Source organism: Curtobacterium sp. PhB146, assembly GCF_004342995.1.
Classification (GTDB): domain Bacteria; phylum Actinomycetota; class Actinomycetes; order Actinomycetales; family Microbacteriaceae; genus Curtobacterium.
In genome coordinates this window covers 1-14,709 of the sequence record NZ_SMBN01000006.1, presented here as the reverse complement: position 1 = coordinate 14,709, position 14,709 = coordinate 1, and the positions used below count along the sequence as shown (strand labels likewise).

The following is a 14,709-nucleotide window of genomic DNA, read 5'->3' as shown; positions in this document are numbered from 1 at the left end:
CGAAGATCAATATGCCCCATTTTTTGCAAGCACCACCTTCAGCGTCCGCCACAGCACCACGAGGTCCCCGAGGATCGACCAGTTCTCCACGTAGTACAGATCGAGCCGCACGGAATCCTCCCACGACAGGTCGGACCGACCGCTGACCTGCCACAGACCCGTCATGCCCGGCTTCACCAGGAACCGACGGTGGACGTGGGTGTCGTAGCGCGCGACCTCGCGGGCGAGCGGAGGACGTGGACCGACCAGCGACATGCTGCCAGCGAGGACGTTGAACAGCTGCGGCACCTCGTCGAGGCTGTACCGCCGCATGAATCCGCCGACCCGGGTGACGCGGGGATCGTTCCGCATCTTGAACAGGACGTCGTTCCCCTCCGCCCGGTCGAGGGCGCTGAGTTCCTGCAAGCGCTCCTCGGCATCGACGACCATCGACCGGAACTTGATCATCCGGAAAGTGCTGCCGTTCAGGCCGACGCGCTCCTGACGGAAGAAGACCGGACCCGGTGTCGTGGTCTTCACCAGCACGGTCAGCACGAGCAGCAGCGGTGACAGGACGATGACGAGCAGCGTCGCGCCGACGAGGTCGAATGCCCGCTTCGTGTAGAGCTTGCGTCCCGAGTAGGTCGGCGTCTCGACGTGGATGAGCGGCAGTCCTTGCACCGGTCGGGTGTGGATGCGTGGACCGCCGATGTCGGTCAAGCTCGGCGCGACGACCAGGTGCTGCCTGCCGGGTTCGAGCGACCAGCTGAGTTCACGGACCCGCTCCGGCGGCAGGTCGTCGGAGCTCGTGATCACGACGGTGTCCGCACCGGTCTCGCGCAAGGCGGAGCCGACGTCGTCGAATCCGCCGTGGCTCCGGATCGTCGAGCCCGCCAGCATCCCGCGGTGGTTGGAGGACACGACGGCACCCACCACGCGGTACCCGGCTTCGGGTGAACGAGCCAGTTCGCGGCCGATGTGCAGCACGCTGGCCGGCGAACCGACCAGCAGCACCGTCGCCGAGTACGCACCCTGCTGACGCTGGGCGACCAACCACTGCCGCCACATCCAGCGAGACAAGAGCAGCACCAGGATCCCGATGGGGAAGGCGATGAGCACGTACCCCCGGGCGAGGTCGACGTTCAGCAGGAACGCCGCGATCGCCAGCAGCCCGAACACCCGGACGCTGGAGTCTGCGACCAGGCGGTACTCCGTGCTCCCGACACCGATGACTCGCGCCCCGCGGGTGTCGTACAGGGCGAGCGCGCTCATCCACACCACGATCACGACGATCGAGATGGCCGAGTAGCTGAGCCGGAGGTCCGCGGTGTTGGTGGCGAGGTTCGACTCGATCCCCAGCCAGGCGATCTGCACGCCGAAGACCACCCAGATCAGCGCCAGCAGATCCGTGATGAGCACCCGGCGCGAGTACGAGCGGCTCCACTCGTCGCGGGCCCCGACCACGCTCGGTGCGCGGAGCGCGTCCGCCGTCACGGTCGCATCACCACGACGCACCGCCGTCACTCGAGACCCTGACCGTCTCGCCGTCCCACAGCCAGACGTCCTGTCCGGCACGGTCGATCGTGACGGTGCCGTCGGAGTCCGCCCCGTCGGCGCAGCCCACCGGCGAGACCGCGGTGCTGGGGGTCACGTCCGCCGCGGGCATGGTCACGAGTTGCACGCCGGAGCAGGACGCCACGTCCACGCGGGCCAGGGTGTACTCGCCGCCGTCGACCGCGATCGAGCGCACACCGCCCATCGGCACGTCCACCCATGCATCCGTCCCGGCCCGCCACTCGAGCTGGCCGTCGCAGATCACGACCGACGTCCGCTCCCCCTGGAACGCCTCGATCGGGTCCGCGCACGGGGCCTGGATCGTCCCGCTCGCGAGCACCACACCGTCGGTGCTGATCCCGGCGCCTGCGGCGCCGGGCGTCCCCGCGTTCCACGTCACGCCCGCATCGGTGCTGGTCCGCGCCGTCGTGGTGCAGTCGTCACCGACGCCCGCCAGGATCGAGAGCTCCGCACTGGAGGCCCGGATCGCCATGAGCGATCCGACATCCGTCCCGAGTCCCACCGGGACCCACGTCGACCCGCCGTTCACGGTGTGTTCCAGCACCGGCCGGGGGCCGCCGCACGACCCGCCGGACGCACGCCATGCCTCCCGGTCGTCCACGGCTGCCAACAGACGCCGCCCCCGCTGAGCGGTGGATGCGGAGTCTGCGTCAGTAGACGCGCTCGCGCGCGGCGTCTCGGTCGTGTCGGGTGTGCTCGTGAACGTGGGGATCGGGCCCGCAGGTCCGTTCTGCTCCGGCGCGGTGCGCCCCAGGGCGAGGGAGACGAGCACGACGTCGATCGCGACCAGCACCACCACGACGGCCGCCACCACGATGAGTGTGGTTCGGGGCAGTGCGCGGCCGAGGCTTCGGGTCCCCCGGCGCGTCGTCATGGTCGCGGCTCCGCTCAGCGTCCGGCTCGCCGGAGCACGCCGAGCTTCTTGCCGGGTTGCTTCGGCGGCGTCACCGATGCGGTGGCGCCGTCGTCCTGGCCGTAGCCGTAGCCGTACCCGTACCGGCCGTACCCGTAGGCGCCGGGACCCTTGACGGGCATCTTGGTGATGACGAAGCCGGAGATCGGGGCGCCGACGTTCTCGAGCGACGCGATGGCTGCCGCCAGTTGCCCCTTGTGGGTGTGCCCCGACGCGACCGCGATGATCGCGCCCGATGCCTTCTTCGCCAGGATCGCCGCGTCGGTCACCGGGAGCAACGGCGGCGCGTCGAACAGCACGTAGTCGAACTGCTGCTCGAGGCGTTCGATCAGGTCCTGCATCGCGCGCGAGCCGAGGAGTTCCGACGGGTTCGGCGGGATCGGTCCGGCGGGCAGGACGACGAGCTTGCCGCGCCCCCACGGGTGTGCGACGTCCTCGAGGTCGGCACGACCGATGAGCACGTCGGTGAGGCCGGCGTTGCCCTCGACGTCCATGTACTCGGCGACGCGGGGGCGGCGCAGATCGGCGTCGATCAGGATGACCCGGAATCCGGCGCTGTCCAGGGCGATCGCGAGGTTCGCCACGGTCGTGCTCTTGCCTTCGGACTGCATCGACGACGTCATGACGAAGGTCCGAGCGCCCGTGCCGATGTCGAGGAACTGGAGGTTCGTGCGGAGCGTCCGGAAGGACTCGGCGCGGGGGCTGCGGGGGTCGACCTGCACGATGAGCGGACGCTCGGCGGCCTTGGCGTCGTAGGCGATCCCGCCGATGACCGGCTTGTCGCTGATCTTCTCGACGTCGAGCTCGGTCCGGACACGGTTGTCCAGGGTCTCGCGCAGCACGGCGATCCCGATGCCGAGTGCGAGCCCGACGAGCAGGCCGAGTGCGACGTTGACGGGCACGTTCGGACTGACCGGGGTGCTCGGGACGTCCGCCTGCTTGACGCGGGTCAGCTTGACCGTGCTCTTGCCGCTCGCGTCGGTGGCCTCGATGTCCTGCACGACGTTGGTCAGGCTCTGCGAGGTCGCGTTCGCGATGTTCGCGGCCTGCACCGGGTCGGTGCCCTCCACCGAGATGGAGATGAGGGTGGTGCTCGTCGGCGCCGTCGCGGACACCATGGTCGCGAGCTGATCGGCGTTCATGTCGAGCTTGAGCGACGAGATGACCGGCAACAGGACGATGGGCGTCGACACCAGGTTCGAGTACGTCAGCACGCGCTGCTGGGTGAACGTGTTGCCCTGCGCCAGGTCGCTCGCGCTGCCGGACGTCTCCGTGGAGACGAAGACCTGCGCGGATGCTGCGTAGACCGGCTTCTTCACCAGCGAGAAGCCCGCAGCGGCCGCGACCCCGACCAGTGCCAGCACCAGGATGAAGACCCATCCCTTGCGCAAGACCGCTATGTAGTCGCGTAGCTCCACGCGGCACCCTTCCCCGGAAGTCGCCGCGCCCTGCAGAGTCCCTGTCGCAGGTCGACCGGGATCGTCCCAGCGTTCGGCAGGGAAATACTGCCACACCGATGAGACGCGCTCGGGGTCGCGCGACGTCGAGTCTCGTTCTGCGTCCCGTACGGTGGCGACATGCAGCCCGAACCGGACGCGCCGACCGCCGCCCGCCCTTCCTCGGCGGTGCGGGACCTGCAGGTCATCGTGATCGCGCTCCTGGTCGCCGTGCTGCTGTCCCGGGTCGTCGGTGGCGTCGCCCGGACTGGGGGTCTGCCCTCCCCGATCACGCAGGTGCTGGTCGCCGACCTGGCCGTGTGGGTGCCGCTCGTGCTCGGCGTCGGGTGGGTGCTCCGGAGGTCCTCTCCGGCACTGCTGGTGCGCCGGCTCGGGCTCGGGTGGGCCGACGCCGTCGCGGCCATCGGCATCTTCATCGTGTGCCGCGGGCTCGACGCCGTGCTGTCCGTCGCGTTCTTCGGTGTGACCGGGCTGACGCCGCAGCCGACCCTCGGCACGCCGGACGTGCTGCTGCTCGTGGTCTCGGCGATCGGGGTGTGCCTGGTCAGTCCGGTGCTCGAGGAGATCGTGTTCCGTGGTCTCATGCAGCGCCGGCTGTCGGCCGAGCTGACGCCGCGCACGCGGTTCCTGGCCGTGCTGGTGACCGCGTTCGCGTTCGCGCTGATGCACCTGGCGATCAGCACGCCCGCATCGTCGGTCGCGGGGTTCGAGGTCTTCGTGACGACGTTCGTGCTCGGCCTGCTGACGGGGACGCTCGTCGCGATGACCGGACGCATCGGCGGGGCGGTCCTGGCGCACGTCCTGTTCAACACCGTGGCCGTCGTGCTCACCTGGCCGCGCTGACATCGATCGCACCAGCAGACGCACCGACCGGTAACGTCCTCCTCGAATGTCTCGCCCAACCAGCATCCTCGAGAGCCCCCTCGCGCGGCAGGCTCCCCTGAGTGCGCTGTTGGCGCTCAGCGCCGTCCTGAGCATCACGGTGCCGTCGCTCCAGGTGACGGACGGCGGCCTGTTCGTCGCGAGCCTCGCGGTCACCGGTCTCGCGACGGTCGTGGCTGCGGTGGCACTGGCGTTGCCGCACTCCGTCGGGCTCGTGCCGGCGCTGCTGGTGCTCGACTTCGTGGCGATCGCGCTGTTCCGGACGAGCACGGGCGCAGGTGCCTCGGTCTTCACCTCGCTCGCCGTCCTGCCGGTCGTCTGGTGCGGATCGCTCCGTGGCCGCCTGACCGTCGTGTACGCGGCGCTGGGCGTGACGCTCGTGATCATGGCGCCCTACGTCCTGACGCCGACGAACGTGCCCGGAGCGAGCGAGTTGGTCCGCCTTGGCGTCACCGTGATCGTGTTCGGGACGGTCGCGGCAGTCGTGCAGGAGCTCTCACGGCGAGCGCGGCGCAACGTCCGCGCTGCCCGACTGGGCGAGGAACGCGTCCGCGCGGAGATCGACCGTGCCGCCGCCGTTCAGCGCTCGCTGCTCCCCACGCCGACCGACCACCTGGGCGCCGACGTCGCGGTGGCGGGCGCCTGCCTGCCGGCGAAGTCGGTCGGTGGTGACTTCTTCGACTGGTACGAGACGAACAGCGGGATCGCCGTCAGCCTCGGTGACGTGATGGGCAAGGGCGTGGGGGCGGGGCTCATCGCAGCGGCCGTGCGGGCCACGGTCCGCAGTTCCCGTGCCGTCGACGACCCGTCCGAGGCGCTCCTGCGGGCGGCCGACGGGCTCGCCGCCGAGGGCAGCGCGACCGACGTGACGTTCACCACGCTGTTCCACGCGCGCATCTCGACCGACGGCACCTTCCGGTGGGCGGACGCGGGCCACGGATTGAGCCTGGTGCTCCGGTCCGACGGTGCCGTGGACCGGCTCCGGTCGAGCGACCTCCCGCTCGGGATGGGGCTCCGCGACGAGTGGGCGACGACCGAGGGGTTCCTCGACACCGGCGACCTGCTCATCTCGTTCAGTGACGGCGTGCTCGACCTGTTCGGCGGGCGTGAGGACACCGTCGACGCCGTGGCCGATCTCGCACGGGCCTGCGGCTCCGAACCCACGGCGCTGGTGGCCGCACTGTCCGCGCGGGCGGACGAGGTCGCGCACGACGACGACGTGACGGTGATCGCGATCCGACGAGCACCGGTGGCGACCGTGGCCTCCGCGCTGCCCGCGCAACCGGCGCGCCGAGAGCGCACGTGACCTGGCGATCAGCACGACCACATCGTCAGTCGCGGGCTTCGAGCCGATGTTCGTGCTCGGCCTGCTGACGGGGACGCTCGTCACCATGACCGTGCGCATCGGCGGCGCGATCCTGGCGCACGTCCTGTGCAACACCGTGGCCTTCCTGCTCACCCGGCCCCACTGACACCGGTTCGGACACTCGTCGACGTCGACTGCGCAGCGGGACCAGGAACGCGCTGAGCACCAGGACGCCACCGATCACTACGCCGGTCACGCGGTCACCGTTTGCGTCGTCGTCGGGCCAGAGACCGCCGAACAGCAGTCCCGTCCCAACGGTCTCGACGGTGTAGAACACCGCAAGGTTCCGTGCCCAGTGCGGACGCCGTTCCTTCCGCGGGGCATCTCGCCCGGTCTCGAACCACATGGCGGTGCCGAACGCAGCCCACGCCACGAAGACGAGGCTCTCGACCGGGAACCAGCGCTGGAGGATCGTGAGTGTACAGATCCCCATTGCGAAGCCGAGCAGCAACCACCCGAGCGATGCGAGGCGACGCCGACTCACTGACGGTCCTCCGGCGCCGCTGCCTGTTCGCGCCGGAAGCGCTCGATCTCGGCATCGACCTGCCGCCGCGAGGACCGCTTCGCCACGAGCGCGGCCCAGATCGAGCCGACCGCGGTGATCGCGACGCCGAGGACGGTCCCCTCGACGCGGAGTTCACCGTCGTCGCGGTTCGGGATGAGCGCACCGATCAGCAGGCTCAGACCGGTCGCCACCAGTACGAACGCGAAGATCGTCGCGGGACGGTTCCCCGCGCGTGGAGCGGCCTGCGGGTGCGCAGACGTCGAGATCGCCAGCACCAACCACACCCCAGGCACCCCAGCGCTCACCGGGAACCACTGCCCCAGCACGAGCAGCAGCCCGAGCGACAGGACGAACCCGCCGGCGCACCAGAGCCACCACCGGTTCCGCTCCCGCCGCTGCTGTCCGGCCACGTCATCAGTCCCCATGGGTCGAACGTACAGGTCACCGGCGATCGGCCCGGACGAGCCGATCGCCGATGACCTGTCGGTGTCAGGACAGGGCGGAGAAGGACGCGTCGCGGATGAGCACAGTTGCGGCTCCGGCAGCGACCTGCTGCTGCGGGTCGCTGGACAACCCGAGCTGCCAGTCGCCGCCACCCGGCTTCGCGGGCAGCGTGAACTCGACGGTCGTGTCCGAGGCGTTGAGCAGGACCGCGACGGTGTCGTCGCCCTGTTCGAGGACGAGCATCACCGCCCGGTTGCCGCCGTCGGCCCAGTCCGCGTCCTCGAAGCCGGCGTTGTCGGCGCGGAGCACCGAGACGGTCGAGTCGGAGTCACCGGGTGCCGTGCGGTACCACTCCGGACGCAGGGAACGGTGCTGCGCCCGGAACGCGATGGCCGCGGTCGTGAACGCGAGCAGGTCCCGGTCGGCCGCTTCCCAGTCGAACCACGAGATCTCGTCGTCCTGGCAGTAGGCGTTGTTGTTGCCGCCCTGGGACCGAGCGATCTCGTCGCCGCCGAGGATCATCGGCACACCGGCCGACAGCAGCAGGGTGCCGAGGAAGTTCCGGCGCTGTCGATCGCGGTACGCGTTGACGCCGGCGTCGTCCGTAGGCCCCTCGACGCCGCCGTTGAACGAGGCGTTGTCGCTCTCGCCGTCGTTGTTGTCCTCGCCGTTCGCCTCGTTGTGCTTCTCGGCGTACGAGGTCAGGTCCGCCAGGGTGAAGCCGTCGTGTGCCGTGACGAAGTCGACCGAGCACAGCGGCGAGCGGCGGGACCCCTCGTACACGTCCGGGCTGCCGAGGACACGCTGGACGGCGTCACCGAGCGCCCCCTCGTCGCCGCGCCAGAAGGCACGGAGGTCGTCGCGGTACTTGCCGTTCCACTCGGACCAGTCGGCCGGGAACCCGCCGACCTGGTACCCCGCGGTGTCCCACGGCTCGGCGATCATCTTGACCCGACGGAGCACCGGGTCCTGGTGGACGATGTCGAGGAACGCTGAATGCTTCTCGGCCTCGCCGTCCTGTCGCGTCAGCGTCGTCGCCAGGTCGAAGCGGAAGCCGTCGACGTGCATCTCCTCGACCCAGTAGCGCAGCGAGTCCATGATGAGCCCGAGCGCCGCCGGATGGCCGACGTTGAGCGAGTTGCCGGTGCCGGTGGTGTCGAAGTAGTTGGCCTCGTCACCCTCGACGAGGCGGTAGTACGACTCGTTGTCGATGCCCTTGAACGACAACGTCGGGCCCATGTGGTTGCCCTCGGCGGTGTGGTTGTAGACGACGTCCATGATGACCTCGAGCCCCGCGGCGTGCAGGGCCTTGACCATCTCCTTGAACTCGGCGACCTGCTCGCCGGCGGTGCCGCTGGACGAGTACTCGTCGTGCGGTGCGAAGAACCCGATGGAGTTGTAACCCCAGTAGTTGCGGAGCCCCTTGTCGGCAATGGTCGAGTCCTGGACGAACTGGTGCGTGGGGAGCAGCTCGACGGCCGTGACGCCGAGATCGACCAGGTGCTGGATCGCCGCCGGGTGCGCCATGCCGGCGTAGGTGCCGCGGATCGCCTCGGGGACGTCCGGGTGCTGCTTCGTGAAGCCCTTGACGTGGACCTCGTAGAAGACGGTGTCGGCCAGACTGGTCGAGGGACGGACGTCGTCGCCCCAGTCGAACGAGCGGTCGGCGACGACCGACTTCGGCATCGCGGCGGCGGAGTCGGTGTCGTCGCGGGTCTCGGGGTCGTTCATGTCGTGGCCGAACAGAGCCTGGCCCCACTCGTACGAGCCGTCGACCGCCGTGGCGTACGGGTCGAGCAGGAGCTTGGCGCCGTTGTGGCGCAGGCCCTTGGCCGGGTCCCACGCGCCGTGCACGCGGAAGCCGTAGCGGGTGCCGACGGCGACGCCGGGGACGATGTCGTGGAAGATGTAGCCGGTGCGGTGCTGCAGCTCGGTGCGGTGTTCGTTCCCGTCGTCGTCGAACGTGCAGAACTCGACGCGCTCCGCGGTGCTGGAGAAGAGTGCGACGTTGGCGCCGCCGTCGACGAGCGTGACGCCGAGCGGGGTGCGGGCAGAAGTGGTCATCGTGTCGTTGTACCGGGCGGCCGCTGTGGTCCCGGCTCGCGCACGTACCCCGCCAGGCATGGATGCGCAGACCGGACAGCTGCGACCGCCTCGTCGGACACCGGACGGTGACCGAGGGCGTCTGCTCCTCGTTCGGGTCGAGGAGCAGGCGCCCTCGCGCTACGACGACGTCGGGTTCGGCGCGGCGGTCCGCGACGATGCCAGCCCGGAACAGGGATCGGGCCCCCGCAGCTGAGCGGCGCGGGGTAGCTCACGAGACGGTACGGACGTGCCGCTCTCCGGGCGCACAGGTACGCGGAAATCCACGGGAGCGGCCCCGCTGCCATCCAGAGAACGCGCGTTCCCCGTTTGGGGGATACCAACGAGGGGCGTCGCCTGATTGGGTCATCGAGTCAGCAACTCCGTTGCGGACGAGATCCGCGCGGAGCTTTGGCACCAAGCGAAGGTGACCTCCCTCGGGCGGGGCGGTCACGGTGGGTGCCGGCGTGTCGATTCGGGTTCGACGCGGCGGCACCCCCATTCACGAGACGCGCAGGGGTCCTCACTTTAGGGGACTCGCCTGTACCCCGTTCTGGGTGTACCGATTCGTCTGTCCTCCGACTGTGATGGGTGCCTGGGCTCCACTGTCCGCATCCACCCGAAGGAGCGCGCATGACCGTCACCGTCCCGCGTCTGAGCGCCGTCCTGTCGTCGGCCGAGCCGCCGCACCGATCGGCGCTCCGGCCGCTCCCCCGCGCGTGGACGCGGTGGCTCCTCCGGCTCGCGTTCGCCGTGCCCTACGTCGTGGTCGCCGTGCTCTCGATCGAGATCCCGACCACACCGATCCTGGAGCTCACCGGCAACCAGACGACCCTCGACCGGGCGACGGCAGCACTCGACGGCGGCGTCGTGCAGGCCGTCGGTCAGCTCTACCCGCTGCTCTCCGGCGTCCTGCTCCGGTTCCTGCCGTTCGGCGTGCACGGTGCAGCGGTCCTCGGCGGCCTCGCAGCCGGCGTGCTGCTGCAACTCCTGGCGCAGGCCATGCTCCGGCGCGGTCTCCGGATGCGGAAGGTGGTCGTCTTCACGATCGCGCTCGGCGCGAACCCGCTCTACGCCTTCGTCGCCCTCAACGACCTGCAGGCCTTCCTCGGCATCGCGCTGTTCGCGCTCGCGATCGCCGACATGGTGCGGTTCTTCTCGTACGGCGACACCCAGGCGGGGTTCCGTGCCGGCCTGTCGTTGATGGTGTCGACGCTCGTCGACCCGATGGGCCTCGTCTACGTCGTCATCGCAGCTCTGACCGCCCCGCTGCTGGAGCTCGCCCGGCACGGACAGCCGGGCATCCGCCGAGCGAACACGCTCGTCCTCGTGTTCCCGAGCATCGCCGTCATCGGCTCGATGTCCGTGCTCGACCTGCTCGTCCTCCGCGACCCGTTCGCGGCACTGCGGAACACCGTGCACACCGACAGCACCCGGCTGAGCGGCCTCGAGCACCTGGTGGGTTCGTTCGACGGGCTGTTGCTCCTCGCGATGGTCGTCGCGGGGTGCCTTCTGGCCCTGCTCGTGCACCGACCCGGTGCGATCGTCATCGTGGTCGCGCTGTTCGCCGGGATCCTCGCCGGCTACGCGATCGGGCTCATCCCGGTCGCCACCGCCGGCAACACGTTCGTCACGATGCTCGCCGTCGCGATCGCGATCCTCCCGCGTGTCAGCAGCCGGGTCACGAGCGCTCTCGTCATGGTGCTCGCCGCCCTCCAGATCCCGCTCGCGTGGACCGCGGCGTTCGAACGCGAGGTCGTCGCCGAGTGGATGCACGCCCTGGTCTCGGCGGTGGGCGCATGACCGCCGTCGTGTCCGGTGCGTCCGCCGTCTCCAGCGAGACCGACGCCCCGTCGATCGACGAGACGACCGCCCGGCACCGCGGCGGCGAGTCCGACTGGCGCCCGCCGCACCGGTGCTCGGTCCGCCGGCACGTCGACGAGGGCTGGGTCGCCTCCGCACGGATCCGCGAGGGTGTCCTCGTCCTGACCAGCGGCCGGTCGGACCCGGATGTGCTCCGGGCCGCCTTGACCGAGGAGTTCGGCGAGCCGGTCGTGCTCCGGACGGTCGATGAGGCCGAGGTCCGCCAGCGCATCATGTGGGAGCTGGACGACGAGGTCGCCGACCTCGCCGCACACGACCTCGCCCGCACGATCCCGGCCATGTCCGCCCGCACGGTGCTGTCCCGCGGTCAACAGGTCGGCGGCGGCATCGCCCTGCTCGCGTTCGCCGGCTGCCTGGTGATCGCTCCGGGTACGACCGCCGCCATCGTCACCGCGGTGCTCTCGCTCGGGTTCCTGGCCGGCATCGTCTTCAAGTTCTGGGTCTCCATGGTCGGCGCGCGCTTCGACCTCGTCGAGCAGGTCTCAGCGGCCGACGTCGCCGCGCTCGATGACACCACGCTGCCGACGTACACCGTCCTGGTCCCGGTGTTCCGCGAGGCGAACATCGTCGGCGACCTCGTCCGCAACCTCGAGGTCCTCGACTGGCCGAAGGACCGCCTCGAGGTCCTGGTCCTCGTCGAGGCCGAGGACCACGAGACACGCCAGGCCGTCCTCGACGCTGAACCACCGGCCTGGATGCGGATCGTCATCGTCCCTCCCGGGGCGCCGCAGACCAAGCCGCGCGCCTGCAACGTCGGCCTCGCGATCGCCCGCGGCGAGTACGTGGTCATCTACGACGCCGAGGACCGCCCCGACCCCGACCAGCTCAAGAAGGTGTTCACCACGTTCGAGCGGGCCGGCACCGACACGGTGTGCGTCCAGGCCGCCCTGAGCTACTTCAACGCCGACGAGAACGCCCTGACGCGCATGTTCACGCTGGAGTACTCGTACTGGTTCGACTACATGCTCGCCGGCCTCGACGCCCGGAACCTGCCGATCCCGCTGGGCGGGACCTCGAACCACTTCCGCACCGAGCTCCTGCGCGAGCTCGGTGGTTGGGACCCCTACAACGTCACCGAAGACGCCGACCTGGGGATCCGTGCGTCCGCGGTCGGGTACCGCGTCTCCGTCGTCAACTCGACCACGATGGAGGAGGCGAACACCTCGATCCCGAACTTCGTCCGGCAGCGGTCGCGGTGGATCAAGGGGTACATGCAGACCGCCCTCGTCCACGCCCGGCGCCCCCGTGCGCTCGTGCGGGAGATCGGGTTGCGCCGGGCTGCTGCGTTCGCGCTGCTCATCGCCGGGACACCGTTGACGTTCCTCGGCATGCTGCCCGGCATCGCGGTGACGATCGCCACCTTCGTGCTGCCCACGGCGTGGACGGCCCCGGTGTTCCCCGCCCCGGTGCTCTGGCTGTGCGTGCTCGACTTCCTGCTCGGCAACGCCACGATGATCTACCTGACCATGATGGGGCCGTACAAACGCGCTCGGTTCGACCTGATGCTCTGGGCGTTGCTGAACCCCGCGTACTGGGTGCTGCACTCGGTCGCCGCCTACAAGGGCCTGTGGCAGCTCATCACCCGACCCCACTACTGGGAGAAGACGGAGCACGGTCTCACCAAGACGTCATCCGTGTGAGTACTGCGGTCGCCGCGGCGTCTCCCGTTCAGGGGGTTGCCGCGGCGGTCGAGGTGGAGCACGCTGTGGTCGGTCCGGTCATGTCAGCACCTGAGGGGAAACCATCATGCGATCGCTCGTCTACACCAGCACGCAGACCCGACCGATCACGGACTCGGAACTCGCGCAGATCCTCGCCGTCGGCCGGGAGAAGAACACCCGCCTCGGTGTCACCGGGATGCTCGCACACCGCGACGACAACTGCATCGGCATCATCGAGGGCAACGACGACGTCGTCGCTGAACGCTTCGATCAGGTCCGAGCCGATCCCCGCCACACCAACGTCCGAGTGCTCCTCAACGAGCCGATCCGACACCGGTCCTTCCCGGACTGGTCGATGGCGTTCCAGCCGCTCGACCCGTTGCTGCACGACGTGCCGGGGTTCAGCGACCTCTTCACCGCCAACCGCCCCAACGACTCCACCTTCGGTGCGTCCCGCGCGCGTGCTCTGCTCGACTGGTTCCGGAAGCACCCGCTCGCTCCCTTGACGAACCAGGACGCGGCCGACGAGGAGATCCCCCGAACCCGGATCCTGAACGCCGCGATCACCGCTGTCCACGCCGGCGGCGCGTCCCGGTTCACCCTCGAGGACGTCGCAGAACGCGCGGGGATGACCGTCCCCGAGGTCCTGGGGCTCTTCCCGTCGCAGCACGCCGTGCTCGCCGCGACCGTGATGCGGTGGACCCGAGCAGTCTCCGCTCCCCTGCTCCCCCTCGCCGCCGAGAAGGGCACGATCGCGTTCCTGCACGCGCTCCTCGCCGCCCATGCCGAGGAACCCGCCCTGATGCGCCTGATCGCGTCCACACTCGCCACGTCGACCGACCCGTCGACCGACGGAGCGGACTACTACCGGTCCGCCTACCTCCAGTTCCGTGAGACCGTGCGCACCGCCCTCGCCGAAGACGTCCGTGCCGGGCGGGAACCCGCCACGATGGATCCGATCCGCGGTGCACAGCAGCTCCTCGCCCTCTACGACGGCATCCGCCTGCAGGCGCTCCTCACACCGGACACCGACGTCGTCGACGCCTTCGACCGCGCCGCGTCGCGCATGCGACGGGGCTGGACCGAACACTACGAACGACCCGCCTACTGGGACCTGCCCACGATCCCCAGCGCCTGACGACGGGGGCCGGCCCCGCCGACTCCACATGGGCCGATGGCCGAGAGGCACAGCATCGCGCGAGTGGTAGGACCTGTCCATGGTGTTCTACGACGCACGTCCGATCCGCACGGCAGGGCAGGTGCTGCTCGATGTCGTCGTGGTGGCCGGGATGGTCGCCGCGGTTCTGCTCGGGCGAGCGGTCTCCGCATCGATCAGCGCCCTCGCCGACATCGGAACTCGTGTCCACGACCAGGGCACCGCGTTCCAGGAGCAGTTGCGCAGCACCGCAACGGCACTCGAGAAGGTGCCGTTCATCGGCAAGTCGGTCAGCGCACCGCTGCAGGACGCGAGCCAGAGCGCGCAGCGGATCGCGGCTGCCGGAGCAGAACAGCAGCAGGAGACGCTGCACGTGGCGCACCTCCTGGGTACCTCGTCGACCGCGGTGCTGATCATCGTCCTGGTGGTGGTCTGGATCCGGTACCGCGGCGGCTTCATCCGGCTCGCCACGCTCACACAGCGCCTCGGTCAGCAGCCGGACGGAGCCGAGTTGCTCGCCGTCCGCGCGCTGACGACCCGGAACGCCGCCGGCCGGCTCGGCGTCGACGTCGTCGACCGATGGCGGCACCGGGATCCGGAGGTCATCCGCGCGCTGGCCGATCTCGAGCGGCGCTCCACCGGGCTCCGCGTGGCGCCTTCGCGGACGTCGTGACCTCCCGCCCACGAGGGCGGGATCGGGTCAGGCACAACTGGTGCGGCCGAGTCCGAGGAAGCGGACGGTGCTGATGCGGACGCTGCTGGCGGAGGTCGTCGTCCACGTCGAGGTGACGTCGGCGCGGACGGT

12 protein-coding genes are annotated in these 14,709 nt (G+C 69.9%); 6 read left to right on the top strand and 6 right to left on the bottom strand.

What is annotated here, in order from left to right:
* Positions 1-6 precede the first annotated feature (6 nt).
* The 3 genes from EDF33_RS17680 to EDF33_RS17670 all read right to left on the bottom strand — a co-directional run bounded on the left by EDF33_RS17680 (position 7) and on the right by EDF33_RS17670 (position 3,885).
* Entirely contained in the window at positions 7-1,494 is a 1,488-nt protein-coding gene (locus tag EDF33_RS17680) for a sugar transferase (RefSeq protein WP_132100737.1), read from the bottom strand.
* Positions 1,481-2,365, bottom strand: a complete 885-nt coding sequence (locus EDF33_RS17675; protein ID WP_132100736.1) for a hypothetical protein — start codon at positions 2,363-2,365, stop codon at positions 1,481-1,483. Before EDF33_RS17675 ends, EDF33_RS17680 begins: the two co-directional genes overlap by 14 nt.
* Before the next feature lie 77 nt (positions 2,366-2,442).
* Positions 2,443-3,885: a polysaccharide biosynthesis tyrosine autokinase gene (locus tag EDF33_RS17670; protein WP_111086127.1), complete on the bottom strand. Its 1,443-nt coding sequence runs from the start codon at positions 3,883-3,885 to the stop codon at positions 2,443-2,445.
* Positions 3,886-4,044: 159 nt separating this feature from the next.
* On the opposite strand from EDF33_RS17670, the gene EDF33_RS17665 reads away from it, so the two are divergent.
* Positions 4,045-4,767: a type II CAAX endopeptidase family protein gene (locus tag EDF33_RS17665; RefSeq protein WP_131847461.1), complete on the top strand. Its 723-nt coding sequence runs from the start codon at positions 4,045-4,047 to the stop codon at positions 4,765-4,767.
* A 46-nt stretch (positions 4,768-4,813) separates the two neighbouring features.
* Positions 4,814-6,112, top strand: coding sequence for a SpoIIE family protein phosphatase (locus tag EDF33_RS17660; protein ID WP_132100735.1), 1,299 nt, complete (start codon positions 4,814-4,816; stop codon positions 6,110-6,112).
* Between the two features lie 25 nt (positions 6,113-6,137).
* On the opposite strand, the gene EDF33_RS17655 is transcribed toward EDF33_RS17660, so the two are convergent.
* The 3 genes from EDF33_RS17655 to glgX all read right to left on the bottom strand — a co-directional run bounded on the left by EDF33_RS17655 (position 6,138) and on the right by glgX (position 9,185).
* Positions 6,138-6,623, bottom strand: a complete 486-nt coding sequence (locus tag EDF33_RS17655; protein ID WP_132100734.1) for a hypothetical protein — start codon at positions 6,621-6,623, stop codon at positions 6,138-6,140.
* 29 nt (positions 6,624-6,652) lie between these two features.
* Positions 6,653-7,102 carry a hypothetical protein gene (locus EDF33_RS17650; RefSeq protein WP_132100733.1) on the bottom strand — a complete coding sequence of 150 codons (450 nt, stop codon included), beginning with the start codon at positions 7,100-7,102 and terminating at the stop codon, positions 6,653-6,655.
* Positions 7,103-7,166: 64 nt separating this feature from the next.
* Positions 7,167-9,185: a glycogen debranching protein GlgX gene (glgX, locus tag EDF33_RS17645; RefSeq protein WP_132100732.1), complete on the bottom strand. Its 2,019-nt coding sequence runs from the start codon at positions 9,183-9,185 to the stop codon at positions 7,167-7,169.
* A 651-nt stretch (positions 9,186-9,836) separates the two neighbouring features.
* Between glgX and EDF33_RS17640 the strand changes: the two genes are divergently transcribed.
* From EDF33_RS17640 to EDF33_RS17625, 4 genes are all read left to right on the top strand, one after another.
* Complete coding sequence (locus EDF33_RS17640; protein WP_132100731.1) at positions 9,837-11,006, top strand: hypothetical protein; 1,170 nt, start codon at positions 9,837-9,839, stop codon at positions 11,004-11,006.
* A complete protein-coding gene (locus EDF33_RS17635; protein WP_131880653.1) occupies positions 11,003-12,727 on the top strand; it encodes a glycosyltransferase in 1,725 nt (574 codons plus the stop codon). Before EDF33_RS17640 ends, EDF33_RS17635 begins: the two co-directional genes overlap by 4 nt.
* A gap of 106 nt (positions 12,728-12,833) precedes the next feature.
* A complete protein-coding gene (locus EDF33_RS17630) occupies positions 12,834-13,886 on the top strand; it encodes a BLUF domain-containing protein (protein ID WP_131880651.1) in 1,053 nt (350 codons plus the stop codon).
* Between the two features lie 79 nt (positions 13,887-13,965).
* Positions 13,966-14,577 (top strand): hypothetical protein, encoded by a 612-nt coding sequence (locus EDF33_RS17625; protein WP_131880649.1) that lies wholly within the window; start codon positions 13,966-13,968, stop codon positions 14,575-14,577.
* The last annotated feature ends 132 nt before the right edge of the window (positions 14,578-14,709 follow it).

Excerpts from the sequence above, each read along its gene's own strand:
- EDF33_RS17660 (WP_132100735.1), top strand. The coding sequence starts at position 4,814 with ATGTCTCGCCCAACCAGCATCCTCGAGAGCCCCCTCGCGCGGCAGGCT.
- EDF33_RS17650 (WP_132100733.1), bottom strand. The coding sequence starts at position 7,102 with ATGGGGACTGATGACGTGGCCGGACAGCAGCGGCGGGAGCGGAACCGG.
- EDF33_RS17635 (WP_131880653.1), top strand. The coding sequence starts at position 11,003 with ATGACCGCCGTCGTGTCCGGTGCGTCCGCCGTCTCCAGCGAGACCGAC.
- EDF33_RS17625 (WP_131880649.1), top strand. The coding sequence starts at position 13,966 with ATGGTGTTCTACGACGCACGTCCGATCCGCACGGCAGGGCAGGTGCTG.
- EDF33_RS17640 (WP_132100731.1), top strand. The coding sequence starts at position 9,837 with ATGACCGTCACCGTCCCGCGTCTGAGCGCCGTCCTGTCGTCGGCCGAG.
- EDF33_RS17630 (WP_131880651.1), top strand. The coding sequence starts at position 12,834 with ATGCGATCGCTCGTCTACACCAGCACGCAGACCCGACCGATCACGGAC.
- glgX (WP_132100732.1), bottom strand. The coding sequence starts at position 9,185 with ATGACCACTTCTGCCCGCACCCCGCTCGGCGTCACGCTCGTCGACGGC.
- EDF33_RS17665 (WP_131847461.1), top strand. The coding sequence starts at position 4,045 with ATGCAGCCCGAACCGGACGCGCCGACCGCCGCCCGCCCTTCCTCGGCG.